The 19,319-nt window shown below is 44.0% G+C and carries 20 protein-coding genes and 4 tRNA genes; 5 read left to right on the top strand and 19 right to left on the bottom strand.

Features of this window, described 5'->3' with window-relative positions:
• Positions 1-21 precede the first annotated feature (21 nt).
• The 12 genes from rplL to H8S84_RS08660 all read right to left on the bottom strand — a co-directional run bounded on the left by rplL (position 22) and on the right by H8S84_RS08660 (position 7,463).
• A complete protein-coding gene (gene rplL, locus H8S84_RS08715; protein WP_187066938.1) occupies positions 22-402 on the bottom strand; it encodes a 50S ribosomal protein L7/L12 in 381 nt (126 codons plus the stop codon).
• Positions 403-445: 43 nt separating this feature from the next.
• Positions 446-970, bottom strand: a complete 525-nt coding sequence (gene rplJ, locus H8S84_RS08710) for a 50S ribosomal protein L10 (protein WP_187066937.1) — start codon at positions 968-970, stop codon at positions 446-448.
• Between the two features lie 4 nt (positions 971-974).
• Positions 975-1,667: a 50S ribosomal protein L1 gene (gene rplA / locus H8S84_RS08705; RefSeq protein WP_187066936.1), complete on the bottom strand. Its 693-nt coding sequence runs from the start codon at positions 1,665-1,667 to the stop codon at positions 975-977.
• Between the two features lie 16 nt (positions 1,668-1,683).
• Entirely contained in the window at positions 1,684-2,127 is a 444-nt protein-coding gene (rplK, locus tag H8S84_RS08700) for a 50S ribosomal protein L11 (RefSeq protein WP_187066935.1), read from the bottom strand.
• 10 nt (positions 2,128-2,137) lie between these two features.
• Positions 2,138-2,695 (bottom strand): transcription termination/antitermination protein NusG, encoded by a 558-nt coding sequence (gene nusG / locus H8S84_RS08695; RefSeq protein WP_187066934.1) that lies wholly within the window; start codon positions 2,693-2,695, stop codon positions 2,138-2,140.
• Between the two features lie 13 nt (positions 2,696-2,708).
• The gene (secE, locus tag H8S84_RS08690; RefSeq protein WP_187066933.1) at positions 2,709-2,900 is read right to left on the bottom strand and encodes a preprotein translocase subunit SecE; all 192 of its coding nucleotides are present in this window, start codon (positions 2,898-2,900) and stop codon (positions 2,709-2,711) included.
• 26 nt (positions 2,901-2,926) lie between these two features.
• Positions 2,927-2,999 (bottom strand) — tRNA-Trp (locus H8S84_RS08685).
• A 111-nt stretch (positions 3,000-3,110) separates the two neighbouring features.
• Positions 3,111-4,298: an elongation factor Tu gene (gene tuf, locus H8S84_RS08680; RefSeq protein WP_187066932.1), complete on the bottom strand. Its 1,188-nt coding sequence runs from the start codon at positions 4,296-4,298 to the stop codon at positions 3,111-3,113.
• Between the two features lie 71 nt (positions 4,299-4,369).
• A tRNA-Thr gene (locus tag H8S84_RS08675) sits at positions 4,370-4,441 on the bottom strand.
• 118 nt (positions 4,442-4,559) lie between these two features.
• Positions 4,560-4,632, bottom strand: a tRNA-Gly gene (locus tag H8S84_RS08670).
• A gap of 37 nt (positions 4,633-4,669) precedes the next feature.
• Positions 4,670-4,753, bottom strand: a tRNA-Tyr gene (locus H8S84_RS08665).
• 163 nt (positions 4,754-4,916) lie between these two features.
• Positions 4,917-7,463, bottom strand: coding sequence for a M1 family aminopeptidase (locus tag H8S84_RS08660; protein ID WP_187066931.1), 2,547 nt, complete (start codon positions 7,461-7,463; stop codon positions 4,917-4,919).
• Positions 7,464-7,548: 85 nt separating this feature from the next.
• Between H8S84_RS08660 and H8S84_RS08655 the strand changes: the two genes are divergently transcribed.
• From H8S84_RS08655 to frr, 3 genes are all read left to right on the top strand, one after another.
• Positions 7,549-8,046 (top strand): biotin/lipoyl-containing protein, encoded by a 498-nt coding sequence (locus H8S84_RS08655; protein ID WP_187066930.1) that lies wholly within the window; start codon positions 7,549-7,551, stop codon positions 8,044-8,046.
• Positions 8,047-8,126: 80 nt separating this feature from the next.
• Entirely contained in the window at positions 8,127-8,858 is a 732-nt protein-coding gene (gene pyrH / locus H8S84_RS08650) for a UMP kinase (RefSeq protein ID WP_187066929.1), read from the top strand.
• A 108-nt stretch (positions 8,859-8,966) separates the two neighbouring features.
• Entirely contained in the window at positions 8,967-9,530 is a 564-nt protein-coding gene (gene frr, locus H8S84_RS08645) for a ribosome recycling factor (RefSeq protein WP_187066928.1), read from the top strand.
• A gap of 103 nt (positions 9,531-9,633) precedes the next feature.
• Here frr and nadD read toward each other — a convergent pair whose 3' ends face one another.
• The 6 genes from nadD to H8S84_RS08615 form a co-directional block, all read right to left on the bottom strand.
• Positions 9,634-10,206 (bottom strand): nicotinate (nicotinamide) nucleotide adenylyltransferase, encoded by a 573-nt coding sequence (nadD, locus tag H8S84_RS08640; protein ID WP_187066927.1) that lies wholly within the window; start codon positions 10,204-10,206, stop codon positions 9,634-9,636.
• Entirely contained in the window at positions 10,203-10,787 is a 585-nt protein-coding gene (gene gmk, locus H8S84_RS08635) for a guanylate kinase (RefSeq protein WP_187066926.1), read from the bottom strand. The genes nadD and gmk overlap by 4 nt, the downstream gene beginning before the upstream one ends.
• Before the next feature lie 6 nt (positions 10,788-10,793).
• A complete protein-coding gene (locus H8S84_RS08630; protein ID WP_187066925.1) occupies positions 10,794-11,075 on the bottom strand; it encodes an anti-sigma factor family protein in 282 nt (93 codons plus the stop codon).
• Between the two features lie 26 nt (positions 11,076-11,101).
• A complete protein-coding gene (locus H8S84_RS08625) occupies positions 11,102-11,695 on the bottom strand; it encodes a sigma-70 family RNA polymerase sigma factor (RefSeq protein ID WP_187066924.1) in 594 nt (197 codons plus the stop codon).
• 347 nt (positions 11,696-12,042) lie between these two features.
• Entirely contained in the window at positions 12,043-13,029 is a 987-nt protein-coding gene (locus tag H8S84_RS08620; RefSeq protein ID WP_187066923.1) for a glycosyltransferase family 2 protein, read from the bottom strand.
• A 26-nt stretch (positions 13,030-13,055) separates the two neighbouring features.
• Positions 13,056-13,865: a glycosyltransferase family 2 protein gene (locus tag H8S84_RS08615; protein ID WP_317175437.1), complete on the bottom strand. Its 810-nt coding sequence runs from the start codon at positions 13,863-13,865 to the stop codon at positions 13,056-13,058.
• Between the two features lie 128 nt (positions 13,866-13,993).
• On the opposite strand from H8S84_RS08615, the gene H8S84_RS08610 reads away from it, so the two are divergent.
• Together H8S84_RS08610 and H8S84_RS08605 are read left to right on the top strand one after the other, a co-directional pair.
• Positions 13,994-16,993: a ligand-binding sensor domain-containing protein gene (locus H8S84_RS08610; RefSeq protein WP_187066921.1), complete on the top strand. Its 3,000-nt coding sequence runs from the start codon at positions 13,994-13,996 to the stop codon at positions 16,991-16,993.
• A gap of 29 nt (positions 16,994-17,022) precedes the next feature.
• Entirely contained in the window at positions 17,023-17,769 is a 747-nt protein-coding gene (locus H8S84_RS08605; protein WP_187066920.1) for a LytR/AlgR family response regulator transcription factor, read from the top strand.
• 86 nt (positions 17,770-17,855) lie between these two features.
• On the opposite strand, the gene ahcY is transcribed toward H8S84_RS08605, so the two are convergent.
• Positions 17,856-19,163 (bottom strand): adenosylhomocysteinase, encoded by a 1,308-nt coding sequence (ahcY, locus tag H8S84_RS08600; protein WP_187066919.1) that lies wholly within the window; start codon positions 19,161-19,163, stop codon positions 17,856-17,858.
• Between the last annotated feature and the right edge of the window lie 156 nt (positions 19,164-19,319).

The raw sequence follows: 19,319 nt of genomic DNA, 5'->3' as shown, positions 1-19,319 counted from the left end.
CGGTATGTTGATGAAATGAGATTATTTAACCTCTACTTCAGCACCAGCTTCTTCTAAAGATTTCTTTAGTGAATCTGCTTCGTCTTTAGCAACACCTTCTTTAAGTGATTTTGGAGCGCCATCAACTAGTTCTTTAGCCTCTTTCAGACCAAGACCAGTAAGCTCTTTTACAAGCTTAACTACTGCTAGTTTCTGAGCACCAGCTGACTTAAGGATTACGTCAAAAGAAGTTTTTTCTTCTGCAGCAGCTCCTCCTTCAGCAGCACCACCACCAGCAACCATTACTGGAGCAGCAGCAGCAGGCTCGATGCCATACTCATCCTTAAGAATAGTAGCTAGTTCGTTAACTTCTTTAACAGTTAAGTTTACTAACTGCTCAGCGAATGCTTTCAAATCTGCCATTTTTATTGAAATTAAAAGTTACTTATTGATTACGTTTTTAGAATTATTCTTTTTCTGATAAAGTTTTTAAGATGCCAGCTAACTTGCCACCGCTGCTCTGAAGTGCAGATACCACATTCTTCGCAGGAGACTGAAGTAAGCCAATAACATCTCCGATAAGCTCGTTTTTAGATTTGATCTTAGTTAGAGCATCTAACTGATCATCTCCAACATACAAACCTGCGTCGATGTATGCACCTTTCAGAAGTGGAAGCGCATTGCCTTTCTTTCTGAAGTCCTGTAGAAGTTTTGCAGGGGCATTGCCCGCCTCATTTGAGAACAGGATACCAGAAGCGCCTTTCAAAACACCTTCAAGTGCAGTTGTATCAGCCTCTAGTGTGTCTAGAGCCTTTTTAATTAATTTATTCTTGTATACTTTGTATTCGATTCCTCTCTCGAATGCAAGTCTCCTGAAAGCGTTGATACGAGCAACAGACATTGTTGAAGCATCGGTAATGTAGAAGTAGTTTGTGTTCGCTAACTTCTCGCTCAGGTCCTGTACAATTATTTCTTTTTCTTCCCTGGTCATTTTCTTAGATAGTTGCGTTCTTGTCAACGATTACGGCCGGGCTCATTGTGCTAGACAATGTGATGCTCTTAATGTAAGTACCCTTTGCAGATGAAGGCTTCAAACGGTTTAGTGTCTGAATAACTTCCGATGCATTGGCAGCAAGCTGCTCTGCAGAGAAAGATACCTTACCTACGCTAGTATGGATGATACCAAACTTGTCAACTTTGAAGTCGATTTTACCGGCTTTTACTTCTTTTACTGCTTTTGCTACGTCCTGTGTAACAGTTCCTGACTTAGGGTTTGGCATCAGGTTACGAGGACCTAATATTCTACCTAAACGACCTACTTTAGCCATAACTGCAGGCATAGTGATGATCACGTCAACATCAGTCCATCCTTTTTCGATTTTCTGAATGTAGTCATCAAGACCAACATAGTCAGCACCAGCATCTTTCGCTTCCTGCTCTTTGTCAGGAGTTACTAATGCAAGAACTTTTACGTCTTTACCAGTACCGTGCGGCAATGTCACGATACCACGCACCATCTGGTCAGCCTTACGAGGGTCTACACCAAGACGAACGTCGATATCAACAGAGGCATCAAACTTTGTAAAAGTGATATCTTTTACTACTGAAGCGGCATCTGTTAAAGAATATTCCTTTGTCAAGTCAGCTTTAGCTAAAGCTGCTTTTCTATTTTTTGAAATCTTCGCCATTATCCTTTAACTCTAATTATTCGTTCCAAGGAGCTTTACCAGATACTGTGATACCCATGCTTCTTGCTGTACCAGCTACCATTTTCATAGCTGACTCCAGTTTGAATGCATTTAAATCCGGCATCTTAGTTTCTGCAATCTCTTTAACCTGATCCCAAGTAACTGAACCTACTTTGTTACGGTTTGGCTCTTTAGAGCCACCCTTAATTTTAGCAGCATCCATTAACAATACTGGAGCAGGTGGAGTCTTAACTACGAAGTCGAAGGACTTGTCTGCATAGATTGTAATCAATACTGGTAACACCTGGCCAGGCTTATCCTGGGTTCTAGCATTAAACTGCTTACAGAACTCCATGATGTTAAGACCTTTAGAACCAAGTGCAGGTCCAACCGGTGGCGATGGATTCGCGGCACCTCCCTTTATCTGAAGTTTCAGATAACCTTTTATTTCCTTTGCCATTATTTATTTACTACGATTCTTTTTCTACTTGCATGTAATTCAGCTCAACTGGCGTGTTTCTTCCGAAAATCTTCACCATTACGTTAAGCTTCTTACGCTCTTCAAACACCTCCTCTACAGTACCTGAGAAACCGCTGAATGGACCGTCCATTACTTTAACTGTTTCTCCCACTATAAATGGTGTATCCAGCACTTCTGCCTGCTCTTCAGCTTCATCAACAGTACCTAAGATCCTGTTAACTTCTGATTGACGCAAAGGAACTGGCTTCTTGCTAGCGTCTTTTTCATTTGAACCCAGAAAACCAATTACTCCTGGTGTACTGATTATGATGTGTTCAGCCTCACCGTGAGACAGATCAGCATTCACAAGCACATATCCTGGAAAGAAATTGCGCTCTCTGATTCTTTTCTTACCTCCGCGCATCTCATATACCTTTTCTGCAGGTATAAGAACTTGCGGAACGTACTCCTCCAGGTTTTGCCTGATGATCTCGTTCTCGAGGTAAGCTTTAGCTTTTTTTTCTTGCCCGCTTACTGCGCGCACTACATACCATTTTAAATCAGCCATTCTTTAGTCTTTTTTAAAACTGGTTGTAGAACCAAGTCAGCCCTGAATCAAAAACAAAATCCATGGCACCAACTACTAGAGCAAAAATAAGCGAGCCAATAAGTACTAATATTGAGCTATTCTGCAATTCAGAATATGAAGGCCATGAAACTTTATGCTTCATCTCCTCAACTGTCTCGTTTATGTAGTTTGTTACCTTGCTCATTGCTTCGCTTTCTAATTTTTTAATTGCACGGGTGGAGAGACTCGAACTCCCAGCCAACGGTTTTGGAGACCGCTACTCTACCAATTGAGCTACACCCGTAAAAAAATGCACGCCATTTTTCTCAAATGGAGTGCAAATTTATATAAATCTTTTATGAAAACAAACCCGTTCCTAAAAAACTTTAAGAACGGGTCTGTAACATATCAGTAATTAGTCAAGGATTTCAGTTACCTGACCAGCACCTACTGTTCTACCACCCTCACGGATAGCGAAACGTAGACCTTTCTCCATTGCTACAGCGTTGATAAGCTTCACTTCGATAGTGATGTTATCACCTGGCATAACCATCTCTACTCCTTCTGGAAGGATGATCTCACCAGTTACGTCTGTAGTTCTGAAGTAGAACTGTGGACGGTATTTGTTGAAGAATGGAGTGTGACGACCACCTTCTTCTTTTGAAAGAACGTAAACCTCTGCTTTGAAGTGTGTGTGAGGCTTAACAGAACCTGGCTTACAGATAACCATACCACGACGGATATCAGTTTTCTCAATACCACGAAGAAGTAGACCTACGTTGTCACCAGCTTCACCTCTGTCAAGGATCTTACGGAACATCTCCACACCAGTAACTGTAGACTTCAAGTTTTCAGCACCCATACCTAGGATATCAACCTGCTCACCAGAGTTGATTACACCACGCTCGATACGGCCTGTAGCAACAGTACCACGACCAGTGATTGAGAACACGTCCTCAACTGGCATCAAGAATGGAAGGTCAGTTAAACGTGCAGGAATTGGAATCCAGCTATCAACTGCAGCCATTAGTTCCTCGATAGTTTTAACCCACTTCTCGTCGCCGTTAAGACCACCAAGAGCAGAACCCTGGATTACAGGAATGTTGTCACCATCGAAATCATAGAATGAAAGAAGCTCACGGATTTCCATCTCAACAAGCTCAAGAAGCTCTGGATCGTCAACCATGTCAACTTTGTTCATGAATACTACTAACTGAGGAACACCTACCTGACGAGCAAGAAGGATGTGCTCACGAGTCTGTGGCATTGGACCATCAGTAGCAGCAACCACTAGGATAGCGCCGTCCATCTGAGCAGCACCAGTAACCATGTTCTTCACGTAGTCAGCGTGACCTGGGCAGTCAACGTGTGCATAGTGACGGTTTTCAGTTGCGTACTCTACGTGTGATGTATTGATAGTAATACCTCTTTCTTTTTCTTCAGGAGCGTTGTCAATTGAAGAGAAGTCACGAAGTGCAGCAAGACCTTTCTTAGCTAGTACAGTTGTAATAGCAGCAGTCAAAGTCGTCTTACCGTGGTCAACGTGACCGATAGTACCGATATTTACGTGCGGTTTGGAACGGTCAAATGTTTCTTTAGCCATTGTATGATATTAAATTAAGGTTAAAACGTTTAAGTTTATGTCGCGCTTTTAATTACACGTAACGGACTTAGAGCCAACGATGGGAATTGAACCCACGACCCCTTCCTTACCAAGGAAGTACTCTACCCCTGAGCTACGTCGGCTTTTCCCATTATTAAAGAACTTCAATTTGCACCTATAGTAAAAAGGAAATCCATACGCATGAAATTCCTCTGATCAATACCCTATAAATACAAATACAGCTCCCTCAAATTTTGAGAGAGCGGGAGACGAGGGTCGAACTCGCGGCCTATAGCTTGGAAGGCTATCGCTCTACCAACTGAGCTACTCCCGCTTATTTCACTAAAAGCCTTTCCGGCATAAAATTATTGTGGGGAGAGCAGGATTCGAACCTGCGAAGTCATTACAACAACGGAGTTACAGTCCGTCCCATTTGGCCGCTCTGGAATCTCCCCAATAGTTAATTTTGCAATAAAACTGCAGAACTTACTCCTCAAAACCTTTCGCTTCAGCAGCGTTCTTCGTTCTAAGGAGATGCAAAATTAACCGCTTTTTCTTTCATGTCAAATATTCTTGAAAAAAAAGTTCATTTTTTTCTCACGCGCTTCACAACACATGCTAGTTATACATTTCCAACAATCGCTTATCTGTCTCACTTTCTTTTATTTCTGTCAGAATTTGCTGCACCTCCGGCTTCTCCGACATTACCATCAACGCCTGATAAGCAGCCCCTCTTACGTAGTAGATGTTGTGGTTTTGCGCCAGTTGTTTCAATAATTCTATCGATTCAGGAGTGTTTGTCTGAGGATTGGCTGCCAGAAACGCTCCAAAGCTCTGCAGCAGGTAGTATAGTGCACCTCCTTTGCCTTGCCTGATATTACGTACAAACCAGTCATACTTCTGAGGGCCTCCCTGCACAGCATAAAAGGATGAAAGTGCCAAGATCACTTCTTCTCCTTTCTCTTTCTCGAACTTTGCCAGTCTTTCTTTTGTGTCAGCAGCTCCTGTACCTGCATAGCCAAGTATACCGGCAGCATTTACAATATAAGAGCTGTCGTTCATCGCATCCAGGTATAACTGTTTATACTTCTCACCCTCCCAGTTAGCGAGTGCAAGTATAGCATCTGCTCTAACTGCTCCTTTTTTATCCTGACGCGCAAGCTTCGCTATGGCTTCTTTTACTGAGTTTGCCTTATCCGACTCCAACTGGCTTAAGGCACTTATTGCCGCGCTTCGTACCACCCAGTAGTCATCCTGTAAAGCGTTTTGCAACAGCTTTAGCACCTCCGGATCAGTTAGTTGCTCCTGCAGCCGCACCATTGTCTCTAATTTTGGAGACAACTGTTTAGAATTATTGAACTGATACACCAGCTCCTGTTTTGTTTTATCATGGTCTATTGTGCCTAGCAGTTGCTGGTCTGCATCGAACAGCACTAATTGCGGCTGTGCTGTGGCTGGCAATGTAAAGGTCTGGTCTGCTTTATCTATCACAATTGGATAGTCTGTGAGCTTGCCGTTTGCCCACACCGCTACCTCAAGAGGCAGGCGGTAAACCGGCATATAGGCGGTATCCTGTAGCTGCTGCACGCGCAGGTTTAGCTGACCGTTTTCATAGGTGTGGGTTACTTTTAACTCCGGGTGCCCCGGCTGTAAAAACCACTGATCGAAAAACCACATCAGGTCCTGGCCGGTTACATCTTCAAAAGCCATTCTCAGTTCAGCTACTTCAACAGCAGTATACTTGTGCTGTGTAAGGTAGCGATTGAGCGAAGCCCACCAAGCTTCATCGCCTACATACTTGCGCAGCATGTGCAGCACACGCCCTCCTTTTGCATAGGAGTGGCTATCGAACATATCCTCTCTGTCGCCATATTGATAGCGTATCAGCGGTTCTCGTTTTGTCTCTGCCTCATCCAGGTACTGGCTCAGCTCGTCCATCTGTAGATAGGCTGCCTCGTCGGGACCATACTTGTGCTCGGCCCACAAGTACTCAGAATAATTAGCGAAAGCCTCGTTAAGCGGAAGGTTTGCCCAGGATTCTGTCGTTACGTAGTCTCCGAACCACTGATGAAAAAGTTCATGGGCGATGATGTTATCCCAATGCTTGTCTAACAGCTCGCGTTCGTTCATCTGCAGATCCTCCATAAAGGTAGAGGCAGAGGTATTCTCCATCGCACCAGACACAAAGTCCCGCACGACCACCTGCGAATATTTAGCCCATGGATATTCCACACCAAGCTTTTTAGTGAAGAACTCCATCATTTCCGGTGTGTTGCCAAACACTTTCTTAGCTGTGTTTTTGTAAGCAGGCTCGACATAGTAGTTTACTTCTTTATTGCGCCACTTGTCTCTTACAACTGCATACTCACCGATTGCCATCATGGTTAAGTATGGCGCATGTGGCAGCTCCTGTTTCCAATAATCAGTTTTAGTACCGTCCGCATTCTTACGTGAGTACATAAATATACCATTGGAGAGCGTGGTATACTTTGGATCTACAGTAATGTATATCTCCTGCGTCATGCGTTCGTTAGGCGTATCAATGGTAGGAAACCAGGCGGAGTTGGCCTCTGTCTCACCTTGCGTCCAGATCTGCTTTGGCTTGTAAGGGTCATTACCAAGCGGATTGATGAAGTATAAACCTTTGTCCTGGGTGATGGCATCGCTGCCGCCAACTTTCAGCTCATTAGGCTTTGCGGTATAATCAATTTCTATAGTATACTCTTCGATGCGGGTGTAGGTCTTGCCTAGATTAATAGTGAGCTTTTCGCCGTTGTACTCATACTTTAGAGGAGTGCCATCATAGCCTTTCATGAGGTTAACGGCGTGTATGTCCATCCCCTTGGCATCTAGTGTCAGTTTATCCTGAGGGTAGAAGTATGGCTTAAGAGTAAGTTCGGCAAGGCCATTGAGGTGCTGCTTTTCCCAGTTAAAGCTTACCCGCAGCTTGGTATGCAGCAGGTCGTGATCAAGGGTGCGGGAAGGATTAAAGCCGTGCCGTTTAGGTGCCCAAACCGGAATGCTGTCTGCAGTCTGAGCCGCTGCAGCTTTTCCTGTTACTACTTTCGAAGATGTGTTGTCTGTGGCCGCTTTGTTTGTGCTACAGCTTGTCGTAAAAGCTATAGCAGCTGCCAAGCCAACTACACTCAAAAATCTATGATTCATGGTGGAATGTTTTAATTTTGAAGTCAAGTTCTAAAAATACTGTGAGAAATCAATTATCTTTAAGCTCTAAAACCACATATAACAGATGCTCCAGATAAAAACCGCTAACGACAAAACATGGCAGGTTGATATTCAAAAAGACTCCATACTTCTAAACGGAACACCTTTTAACTGGGACATCCAGCCCATAGGCCCGCAGACTTACCACATCATAAAAGACAACAAATCTTATACTGCAGAGTTGGTAGAGGCTGATTACCAGACCAAGACTTTCACTTTTAAGATTAACGGCATTAAGCAAACTGTTACGGCTAAAGACCGTTTCGACCTACTGCTTGACCAGTTGGGCATGAGCGATGCCAACGCCAGCAAAGTGAACGATGTGAAGGCGCCAATGCCTGGACTTATACTTGACATTAAGGTGCAGCCGGGCCAGGAGGTTAAAAAGGGAGACCCTATCCTGATACTGGAGGCCATGAAGATGGAAAATATCTTGAAATCGCCTGGCGATGGCGTGGTAAAAGAAATTAAGGTACAGAACCGCCAGAACGTAGAAAAAAATCAGGTATTGATTTTATTTTAACTTTTTTGTGTTGCCAGTTGGGCAGCACCTGTCTGCCCTCTAAAACGATAGACCAAACTTATAACTAAATAGTATAAATCGTGAAGTATAAGAGAATATTACTGAAGCTTAGCGGTGAGGCGCTGATGGGTGAACAGCAGTACGGCATCGACTCGAACAGGTTGATACAGTATGCCCAGGAGATTAAAGAGGTAGCAGCGCTTGGCGTTGAAGTAGCAGTAGTGATTGGTGGCGGCAACATCTTTAGAGGTGTGCAGGCCGAGCAGGTTGGTCTTGACCGCGTGCAGGGCGATTACATGGGAATGCTGGCCACAGTTATTAACAGTATGGCTTTGCAGAGTGCACTGGAGAAACTCGGGGTTTATACCCGCTTACTTTCCGGACTTAATATACAGCAGGTATGCGAGCCTTATATCCGCCGCCGTGCCGTGCGCCACTTAGAAAAAGGCCGTGTGGTAATATTTGGTGCCGGTACCGGTAACCCATACTTTACTACCGACTCAGCTGCAAGCTTAAGAGCCATTGAAATTGAGGCTGATGTAGTGTTAAAAGGCACTCGTGTAGACGGCATTTACTCAGCTGATCCTGAAAAGAACCCGGATGCGATCTTCTACAGAAACATTTCGTTTAAGGATGTATTCGAGAAAGGCCTTAATGTGATGGACATGACAGCCTTTACACTTTGCAAAGAAAACGGCTTACCTATTATTGTATTCGATATGAACACACAGGGTAACCTGAAGCGACTGGTGCAGGGCGAAGAGATTGGCACGCTGGTAACGATGGACGACCTGACAGAGACGGTAAAATAAGCAGCAAAACTGCTGCTAACGCTACGCCAAGCAAAAAGAGAAAAATTAGTAATTTTGCAACGTAACCATACGTATAGTTTCAAAAGAACTTTAAAGCGATAAATTGATATGACGGAAGAAATTCAGTTTTACCTCAGCGAAGCAGAGGAGTCTATGGAAAAAGCGGTGCAACACACCAGCTCTGAACTTACTAAAATCCGTGCTGGCAAGGCCTCTCCTGCTATGGTAGAAGGTTTGCGTGTTGACTATTATGGCACTCCAACTCCTGTTTCTCAGGTAGCTAACATTATGGCTCCTGATGCACGCACTTTGCTTATCAAGCCTTGGGAAAAGAACATGCTGGGCGAGATCAACAAAGCCATCAAGAACAGCGACCTTGGTCTTAACCCACAGCAAGAGGCTGATGCCATCCGTCTGAACATTCCGGCACTTACTGAAGAGCGCCGCCGCGAGCTGGTAAAGCAGGTGAAGAACGAAACGGAGCATGGCAAGATCAGTGTTCGTAACGTGCGCAAAGATGTAAACGACACATTGAAGAAGCTTCAGAAAGAAGGAACATCTGAGGATGCCGTACGCGACGCAGAAGCCAAAGTACAGAAACTGACAGACGCTTTCATTGTTAGGATTGATGAACTACTGGCTAAGAAAGAAGCCGAAATCATGACAATCTAAGTTCTTAGGATATTAAAATATAAAAAGCCCCGCGATAGAAATATCACGGGGCTTTTTACTTGAAGTTAGATCAAACCAGTACCTGTCGTTTATTATCCCAGAGTCAAATATATAGCTTGTGTACTTTTATATACTCTGCTACTTCATCGGGCACCAAGTACTTTATACTTTTCTCTTCCTTAATACACTGCCTGATAAACGTTGCTGATATATCAAGTATAGGTGCCTTTACAAAAGAAACGTTTGGCATCTCTGGCAGCTCTGTGGTAATAGATCCTGAGCGCGGATACACGTATACTTTGTGGTATTGCAGTATACTTTCGTAGTTCTTCCATTTCGGGAAAAGCGGCAGGTTGTCCTCGCCCATCAGCAACACAAACTCATAACTCGGGTACTTCTCCTGCAGGTATGTTAGCGTATCAATCGTGTAACTGGGCTTGGGCATGCTAAACTCAATATTAGATACACCCAGCACCGGGTTATCGGCAATGGCCAACGAAACCATATGCAGCCTATCGAACTCATGCAGGAGCGTGTTGCTTGGTTTAAACGGATTCTGCGGAGACACCACGAGCCAAACCGTATCTAGATCGGTGTTGGTCGCCATGAAGTTGGCAAGTATGAGGTGGCCTATGTGAATCGGGTTAAAGGAGCCGAACAGCAGCCCTACTTTCATACGATGGCAGGCTCTGAGTTAAGAAACTCGTTTACCAGCTTCTCTGCTTCACGGCAGGCTTTGTCCAGGTCATCGTTCACGATCACCGTATCAAACTGATCTTCGAAGCCCATTTCAAATTTTGCTTTAAATACCCGGCTGGATATACTCGAAGCTGAATCTGTGGCGCGTGCGGTAAGTCGCTTTGCCAGCTCATCAATCGAAGGCGGCTTAACGAAAACGGCTAATGCTCTATCTCTGTAAAAATGCTTTATACTTAACCCTCCTTTAACATCTACATCCAAAATCACATGCTTTCCACTTTTCCAGATGCGTTCCACTTCTGATTTTAAGGTGCCATAAAAAGCGCCTTCGTATACTTCCTCCCACTCTACAAACTCGTCGTTCTTGATTTTTTGCTTGAACTCCTCCGGTGTTATGAAGTAGTAATCTTTACCGTTCTCTTCGGTGCGGCCGCGCTTATCGCGTGTGCAGGCCGAAATGGAGAAGCTCAGATTTGGATTTACGTTGAGCAGATGCTTTACAATGGTGGTTTTGCCGGCACCTGACGGTGCCGAAAAGATGATGATTTTGCCTTGCATTAGGGATTATAAAGTTTCTTGAATCTTCGCTCTGATAGAAAGCGCCAGACTTTCCGGCACAATCACGCGCTTGAGATGGCCGCTGATGATCCCTTTTAGAAGTTTTTGTTTCTGATGGCTCTCGAAACAACTTACACACTCTTCGAGGTGTGTATTAAAAAATTTCTCTTCTTCGGAGGTGGCTTCGCCGTCGATAACGAGGTCCAGCATCTCGGAGACTTTGCTACAATCTGTTTCGTAGCCCTCGTCCGGCGCTTTTTGATAAGCTTCTGTAAATTTCGATTCCATCTTAACTAAAAACTCTTAATGTCTTGCTAACTGTTATAACCCATTGTTTTGGCATATTTTTCCAACTTCTCCTTCAAAGAGTTCCGGGCACGGTGCAACCTCGATCTTACAGTACCTATCGGAATGTCCAGTATCTTGGCCATTTCCTCATAAGTAAAGCCTTCTAAATCACAAAGTATAATTACTGTCCTAAAGTCGACTGGCAAGGCATTTAAGGCACTGGCTACTTCATCTCCTATTAGATCCTGCACACTTTCGGTGCGCATATCGGTAGTAGAAGCTACCCCACCCTCACCTTCAACGTCTTCGGAGTTATAATACCCCTCAACTTCGCTATAATCTACTTTGGCAGGTTGCTTGCTCTTTTTCCGAAACTCGTTTATGAATGAGTTCTTCAGGATTCGGAACAGCCATGCTTTTGCATTAGTTCCTTGTTCGAAGTAGTCAAAAAAACGATAGGCTTTCAGGTAGGTCTCCTGCACAAGGTCATTAGCGTCGTCTTCGTCTAGGGTGAGCCTGTAGGCAAAGTTGTACAGAGGGTCCAGCACCGGCAGAAGCTCGGCCTCGAACCTAGCGTCTTTTTCCTCTTTACTCAGCTGTTTACCTGTTTGCTCGCTCATCAACTTGGATTTTGTACTTTTGTGAAGTCCTCAATCGCGTATTTATACGCAAATATAGAAATTTTAATTACATACCTCGCTTGCCGCTTCAGGGTTGCAACAGATAGCCGCTAAATGTTCTACATTTTGCCCGAAGCCTGCACGATATAATATACTTTTACCAAAAGGACAGATAAAAGTTTATACCAGACACTTGAGAAGGCTAATACAGCCGAAAAAATTTGTTGTTGTAGTTTTTTAGTGCAATAAACTAGTACCGCATAGTTTATGGGTGAGCCATGGGGCCTGCTTTTCTAACTGCACTGGTTGTGCCTCCAAAAAAGTATAGATGCGATGTTAGCTGCCGGCTATAAAATGACTTTTTCGGCTTTGATACTGGAAAGTATAAATTCTTTGATTTCGCCAATGCTGCACCGTGTGCCAAGCGCCTTGGATTTGGTCTCAAACTGCAGCCTTGACTGATTTACCTGCTCCGACGCATTCATAAACATTGACAGCGACTTCAGGTAGTGCCATCTAAAGGTGAATATTCTTACAAGAGCCTCTGGGATAAGTTGCAGATACCACAGCAGGCGTTGCACTCCTTCTAAGTGAATGGCATGCAAAAACATCTTATTGCGGTCGTAAATGGTGCTTACGTACCTCTTCTTGCTTTTAGATTTAATAGAAGTAGAGACTTGGTGGCGACAAACGCTGTTGTAATCGTAGTAGCACTTAAAGCCTAAGCGCCATGCCCGCAATGATAACTCATAATCCTCCACATAAAAAGGAGAGAATAGCTCATTAAAGCCTCCTATCAACAAGAACTTTTCTTTATCGATGAAAGCATTGGCCCCGGAGAGGTACATAGAGTATAAACCATCCTGCATCAGGCGCTCGTCCTTTAACAAGTAGTTGCCTGATGTTTTAATCTTGCTGCCGTGGTAGTATGGGAATTTGGCCCCGTCCTGAATCTTTTCGTCTTCCCAACCTACAATCCTGCCCATTACCCCAAAGGTATCAGGCTTGTCAAAATACTTGTACTGGTTGGCAAAATAATCAGGAGTTAGCTTCACATCGCTGTTCAGCAACAGCACTTTATCATAAGTTGCCGCCTTTATGCCATTGTTAGCCGTTACCGAAAAGCCACTGTTTACCTTGTTCTGAATGATTTTTATTTCAGGGTAGTGCTGCTGGAGGTACGCTACAGAGGTATCTGTCGAACAGTCATCCACTACAATAATCTCATTGGGTTTATTTACATGTTGCAACGCCTCTACCACCGTTGGCAGCGTATGCTCGAAAAGGTGAATCCCGTTATAGTTAGGAATAACAACAGAAATGCCTGCTACCATAGTATAAAATTAAACAACGATATCAGTTATACTTTGTCAGGGCCGCCTGCTTTGTGAGCTAAGTATAGCTTAGCATATTTCAGGAAAACAGTATAGGCTGATAAACCGGCAATAAAGAACCCATTAAAGCCGTCCAGAAAACCCAGCTGCAAAAAGTATGTTCTGAAAAAACGAAAAGGCGGCTTTACAACTACAGCGAGCACAGACGTCTTTTTGCCTTTCTGCCACATTTCATTCATGTAAATGCCGGTGTACTTGTTGATCTGGTCCACGTGCTGCTTTACGTTATAGCTATAGTAATGCAAGATATCTCCCTTTAGATACTCTACCTTAGCACCGGGCTCTGTCACGATACTCTCGTGCAATTGTCCTTTCCAAGATCCTTTTGTTTTATCAAATAGCCTCAATTTTCTATCAGGATACCAACCAGAGTGCTTTATCCATTTCCCACGATAGTTAGTAAGGCGGTTCATTCTGTAGGCATCGGCTGTCCAATTGTTCTTTACAGTTAAGATAGACTGCCGTAGTTCGTCTGTCAATGCCTCGTCGGCATCTAAAGAGAGAATATAATCAAACGATGCACTTGCATTGGCGAAGTTTTTCTGCTCACTGTAGCCTGTAAAAGAGTTTTGTATAAACTTAACTCCATAACTTAAGCAGATTTCTTTCGTCCTGTCCGTTGAGAAAGAGTCTACAACCACCACTTCATCGGCAATATCTTCAACAGACTTCAGGCAGCGCTCTATGTTTTGCTCTTCATTAAAAGTGATAATAGTTACAGACAGCTTTACTTGCATGGAGTACAATGATCTTGATTCTTTACGCGCTGCAAATATCGTTCTTTTATCGCTAAAAACTCAGGTACTTAAAAGCTTATCGCGTAACAAAAGCATTAAATTATAGTACAATACATATTTGCGCGATTAATACACAACCTTCGTAGCCGTAAGCTTGCTGCTTTTCCATGATCAAACGCCCTTTATATATAGCTGTAGTGCTAAGTGTGCTCTGTGTATTGCAAAGTATACACGTGGGGGCGCAGCAGTATAACTTCAGAAACTGGACACTCGAACAGGGCCTCCCTCAGTCGCAGGTAAACGATATCCTCCAGGCCCACACAGGACACCTTTGGATTGCCACACGAGGTGGAGTAAGTCGTTTTAACGGCAAACAATTTTATACTTACACCAACGAAAGCGGCCTAACTAGCAATAATGTGTCTGTTCTTTTCGAAGACAAGCAAAATAATATCTGGATTGGCACCTCTGATCGTGGCTTGGTTAAGTATACTGCAGGCAAGTTTAGGAAGTATGGGGCAGAGCAGGGCTTTAAGGCTAACACCGTTTTTGACATAACAGAAGACACCAGGGGCAACATATGGTTTGCAACCGAGGAGGGCATATACTACCTGAACAACAACTCATTCACTAAATATACAACGCTTCCCGAACAGCCTTATACCTCTGTTGTAGTAATGCCCGACAACACGGTTCTGGCCGGTAGCCAAACCGACGGATTACACAGAGCAGGCAGCACCGGTACAACTCACTATAATACAGAAAACAGCCCCATACCCAGCAATCATATTACCACTCTTTACCAGGACAAGAACCAGGATGTCTGGATAGGCACTGAAGAAGGAGCAGCAATATTTTCGGATACCACCTTGTCGGCTTTCAAGATACCGATCAACCGGCCGGACTTAGGAGTTTCTTCTTTTCTGCATGATTTGTACGGAAACTTATGGATTGGCCTGAAACAAAACGGCTTGGTTAAATATGATGGCAAAAGTTATACTTACTTTGCCAGGCAGAATGGCCTTCGCTCTAAACGCATCAATACCCTGGCCGCCGACAAAGAGGGGAATATCTGGATAGGCACTAATGGCTATGGCATACAGCAGTATACTTCGCCTTGGTTTATACATTACTTTGATTTTGCCGAATTAAATGAGCCACGTGTTACTGCCTTAACCAGCGACAACAAAGGCAGGATATGGGTAGGCACAGAGGAAGGAAACACAGCTTACTTAGATGGAGGTCGCTTAAACTGGAACCTGAACACACTATGGCCTGAGGGCACTACAGTACATCGGATTGCGGTAATGGAGGATCAGACTACCTGGGTGGCCACCAGTAACGGCGCTTGGAATGTTACTCCGCTTGGCGCCAGACACTTTACAATAGATAACGGACTGCCTGCCAATGAAGTATATCAATGCATGCCCGATGAGAAGGGGAATATTTGGATGGCAACAGCTAACGGAATAGTCTGCTACACTAATGGTGCTTTTAAAAAGTATAAACTGCCAGGTATTTTACCTGTTGCCAAAATCCATCACATGCTCCGCGACAGTAAAAACCAGCTTTGGATTGCAGCCTCTACCGGTGTTTATAAGTTGGTAAACGGAGAAATCATTAAGGCTCCTGAGTTAGAGCAGTTCCAGTTAGAAGAGGTGACATCTATAGCAGAAGATAAGTATGGAGTGTTATACTTTGGAGGCTTTAACTATGGTATAGCCGTACTTAATGACAAATGGGAAAAGCCAAAGCTGCTCACAAAAGATGAAGGATTGCCAAACGAAGGGGTTAAAGGTCTTTTTGTGGATGATAAAGATAACCTATGGGTAGGCACAAGCCGCAATGTTCTCAAAGTACTGCTCCCACCGCTGCGGCAACACCAAAAGCTATCATACAGGAGTTACTCGGGTGCAAATGGTTTTAGAGGAATCGAGATTAATAACAATGCTATAACGCAAACCCCTGATGGCTGTATATGGTTTGGCACCACCAAGGGCCTCACTAAATACCTGCCAACTCTGGACAGACCAAACAAAATTTACCCGAAAGTCTCTATCAACGAAATAATGCTGTACCAGAAGCCTACCGACTGGCAACAGCTGGGCTATAAATCAGACTCTATTTCGGGCTTGCCTATAAATCTGCGCCTACCGCACACGCAAAACCACCTGACATTCGATTTTCATGCCATTTGCCTTTCGGGGCCAGAGCAGGTTAAGTATAAATACCGGCTAAAAGGTTACCAGGACCAATGGTCAGCCGCTACTGATCAGTCTTTTGCCAGTTACCCTAACCTTACGCCAGGCAACTACAACTTTGAATTGATTGCCCAAAACAACGATGGCTACTGGACACCCAAGCCCTATGTGTATGCCTTCTCGATTGTACCACCTATCTGGCGCCGGGAGTGGTTTATAGGCGTATTGCTGCTTGTTGTTGCCGGGGCGGTGCTGAGCATCGTGAAACTGCGGGAGCGCAGCCTTGTTAAAATGAACACGCTGCTCGAAATGCGGGTAAACCACCGCACGCGTTTATTAGAGCGAAAGAACCGTGAAAAAGAGATGCTGCTGCAGGAGATTCACCACCGTGTAAAGAACAACTTGCAGATAGTAATAAGTATGCTAAATCTGCAATCGAGGTACGTACAGGACCCACAGGCTACAGATGTAATGCGAGCTCTTAAGAGTAGAGTGCGCTCTATGGCTATACTTCATGAGCGGCTTTACCGCCACGACGATTTAGGTGCAATAGATCTGGACGACTACTTCCGGGGCATATGCGAGAGTTTGTATGAGGCTTATGGTATTACAGAAGAGCAGGTACACCTGGACCTCAGCGTGCCCTCTATTAAAGTAGACATTGACACAGCCATTACACTGGGCTTAATTGTAAATGAGCTCGTTTCCAATTCTTTAAAATACGCTTTCACCGATAGAAACCAGCAGGGGCAGCTGCGCATAGTTTTGAAGCAAGATCATAACGGCCGCTTCACTTTAACCGTAAGCGATAACGGTAGGGGCTTGCCTGTCGACTTTGAACAAAAGATGAAAAACTCTTTTGGCTTGCAGTTAGTGTCATCACTTAGCAAAAAAGTTAATGGGAGAATAGACTTTAAAAATAATAATGGCACTAATTCAATATTGTATTTTGTTTTACCATCATAATTATTAATTTTCCGTAAGAACCTAAAGCTATGACAAAACCTAAAATTCTTATATCAGAAGACGAAGTCATAATTGCGGAGGATCTTGCAGCGAGCCTGGAAGAGCTAGGCTATACTACATGCGCAATTGACTCAGGCCAGGACACAATCGATAAGATCAGAGAGACTCAACCAGACCTGGTGCTGCTAGACATCAATTTAGGAGGTGGCCAGGACGGTGTGGATATCGGGAACCGCATCCGCAAGGAATTTGACATTCCGTTTATTTACCTAACAGCCTACGCAGATCATGCGACTATTGATAGGGCAAAAAAGACTGAACCTGATGGTTTCCTGGTTAAACCGTTTGATGAAAAGAGCCTGCGCTCAGCCATTGAAATTGCGCTATACAAGCACGACAGCGGCCACCGTGAAGAAAAAGAAATAAACGGAGCGCCGATAAGCAATAAAGAACAGGAAGTTGCCACTGATTACATTTTTGTAAAGGTAAAGCACCGGATAATTAAAGTGCCTTATAGTGAGATTATCTGGGTAGAGGCCTACGACAACTATTCTTTTATCGTAACTGCCGACCAAAAGTATTTGGTTAGCTCTACACTAAAAGACATGGAGCACAAATTACCACCTCAGAACTTTGTGCGCGTACACCGGTCTTATATCGCCAACTTAGATAAGATTGAGGCACTAGAAGAAAACTCAGTTGTGTTTGCCAAAGGCGATGTACCAATAGGTAAGTCTTATAAGAAAACCCTGATGTCCAGATTCAATATTATATGAAAAGATAAATACTACTATTACAGAACATCTATAAACAAAACAGCCGGCACAGAAAACTGCGCCGGCTGTTCTTATATTTATACTTATTAGTATCTGTAGTACTCTGGCTTGTATGGGCCTTCTACCTCCACACCAATATAATTAGCCTGATCAGGAGTTAACTCATCCAGCTCAACACCAATCTTACCAAGGTGCAGACGGGCTACTTTCTCATCCAGGTGCTTAGGCAAAGTATAAACTTTGTTTTCGTAAGCATCAGCATTTGTCCAAAGCTCTATCTGGGCAAGCGTCTGGTTAGAGAATGAGTTAGACATTACAAACGATGGGTGGCCTGTAGCACAACCAAGGTTTACAAGGCGCCCTTCAGCAAGCACAATGATATCTTTACCGTCTACATTATAAAGGTCTACCTGCGGTTTAATAACATCCTTGGTATCACCGTAGTTACCGTTCAGCCAAGCCATATCGATCTCGTTATCGAAGTGTCCGATGTTACAAACGATAGCCTTGTCTTTCATAGAACGGAAATGCTCGCCTGTAATAATGTTTTTGTTACCAGTTGCAGTAACCACAATGTCAGCCTCTTTCACGGCATCAACCATTCTTTTTACAGCAAAACCGTCCATGGCAGCTTGTAGCGCGCAAATCGGGTCGATCTCAGTTACGATTACTCGGGCACCTGCACCTCTTAGCGAAGCAGCAGAACCTTTGCCTACGTCGCCGTAACCAGCAACTACAGCTACTTTACCGGCCATCATCACATCAGTAGCACGACGGATCGCATCTACCAACGACTCTTTACAGCCATACTTGTTGTCAAACTTAGACTTAGTAACTGAGTCATTTACGTTGATAGCAGGCATTACCAATGTGCCGTTCTTCATACGCTCATACAAACGGTGTACACCGGTTGTAGTCTCTTCAGACAAGCCTTTGATACCCGATGCAAGCTCAGGATACTTATCAAACACCATGTTTGTAAGGTCACCGCCGTCATCCAGAATCATATTAAGTGGCTTACGGTCTTCACCGAAGAACAGGGTCTGCTCAATACACCAGTCAAACTCCTCTGCAGTCATACCTTTCCAGGCATATACAGAGATGCCAGCAGCGGCAATTGCAGCAGCAGCATGGTCTTGCGTAGAGAAAATGTTGCAAGACGACCAGGTAACCTCAGCGCCTAACTCTACCAGCGTCTCAATAAGAACAGCTGTTTGGATAGTCATGTGAAGGCAACCTGCAATGCGTGCACCTGCAAGCGGCTTGCTTGGGCCATACTCCTCACGAATAGCCATTAAGCCTGGCATTTCTGCCTCAGCCAACCTAATTTCCTTACGTCCCCACTCTGCAAGGGAGATGTCTCTTACTTTGTACTTAAGTTGTGTATCGATCATTATGAATGTTTTTTCAGGTAAAACACAAAATTACAAATTTTGTTGCGCAAGTTCAACTATACTTACCTTATACTCTTGAATCTCAAAATTATACTCTAAAAACAACAGCGCCTGCTCATTAAGCAGGCGCTGGGGTAGTGGTCTTCTTCAAATACT

Source organism: Pontibacter cellulosilyticus (genome assembly GCF_014306105.1).
Taxonomy (GTDB): Bacteria; Bacteroidota; Bacteroidia; order Cytophagales; family Hymenobacteraceae; genus Pontibacter; species Pontibacter cellulosilyticus.
The sequence above is the reverse complement of the archived record's forward strand: the minus strand, read 5'-3'. Positions and strand labels throughout refer to the sequence as shown.

Bases quoted from the DNA above. Each gene is read 5' to 3' on its own strand.
- rplL (WP_187066938.1), bottom strand. From the start codon at position 402: ATGGCAGATTTGAAAGCATTCGCTGAGCAGTTAGTAAACTTAACTGTT.
- rplJ (WP_187066937.1), bottom strand. From the start codon at position 970: ATGACCAGGGAAGAAAAAGAAATAATTGTACAGGACCTGAGCGAGAAG.
- rplA (WP_187066936.1), bottom strand. From the start codon at position 1,667: ATGGCGAAGATTTCAAAAAATAGAAAAGCAGCTTTAGCTAAAGCTGAC.
- rplK (WP_187066935.1), bottom strand. From the start codon at position 2,127: ATGGCAAAGGAAATAAAAGGTTATCTGAAACTTCAGATAAAGGGAGGT.
- nusG (WP_187066934.1), bottom strand. From the start codon at position 2,695: ATGGCTGATTTAAAATGGTATGTAGTGCGCGCAGTAAGCGGGCAAGAA.
- secE (WP_187066933.1), bottom strand. From the start codon at position 2,900: ATGAGCAAGGTAACAAACTACATAAACGAGACAGTTGAGGAGATGAAG.
- tuf (WP_187066932.1), bottom strand. From the start codon at position 4,298: ATGGCTAAAGAAACATTTGACCGTTCCAAACCGCACGTAAATATCGGT.
- H8S84_RS08660 (WP_187066931.1), bottom strand. From the start codon at position 7,463: ATGAATCATAGATTTTTGAGTGTAGTTGGCTTGGCAGCTGCTATAGCT.
- H8S84_RS08655 (WP_187066930.1), top strand. From the start codon at position 7,549: ATGCTCCAGATAAAAACCGCTAACGACAAAACATGGCAGGTTGATATT.
- frr (WP_187066928.1), top strand. From the start codon at position 8,967: ATGACGGAAGAAATTCAGTTTTACCTCAGCGAAGCAGAGGAGTCTATG.
- nadD (WP_187066927.1), bottom strand. From the start codon at position 10,206: ATGAAAGTAGGGCTGCTGTTCGGCTCCTTTAACCCGATTCACATAGGC.
- gmk (WP_187066926.1), bottom strand. From the start codon at position 10,787: ATGCAAGGCAAAATCATCATCTTTTCGGCACCGTCAGGTGCCGGCAAA.
- H8S84_RS08630 (WP_187066925.1), bottom strand. From the start codon at position 11,075: ATGGAATCGAAATTTACAGAAGCTTATCAAAAAGCGCCGGACGAGGGC.
- H8S84_RS08625 (WP_187066924.1), bottom strand. From the start codon at position 11,695: ATGAGCGAGCAAACAGGTAAACAGCTGAGTAAAGAGGAAAAAGACGCT.
- H8S84_RS08620 (WP_187066923.1), bottom strand. From the start codon at position 13,029: ATGGTAGCAGGCATTTCTGTTGTTATTCCTAACTATAACGGGATTCAC.
- H8S84_RS08610 (WP_187066921.1), top strand. From the start codon at position 13,994: ATGATCAAACGCCCTTTATATATAGCTGTAGTGCTAAGTGTGCTCTGT.
- H8S84_RS08605 (WP_187066920.1), top strand. From the start codon at position 17,023: ATGACAAAACCTAAAATTCTTATATCAGAAGACGAAGTCATAATTGCG.
- ahcY (WP_187066919.1), bottom strand. From the start codon at position 19,163: ATGATCGATACACAACTTAAGTACAAAGTAAGAGACATCTCCCTTGCA.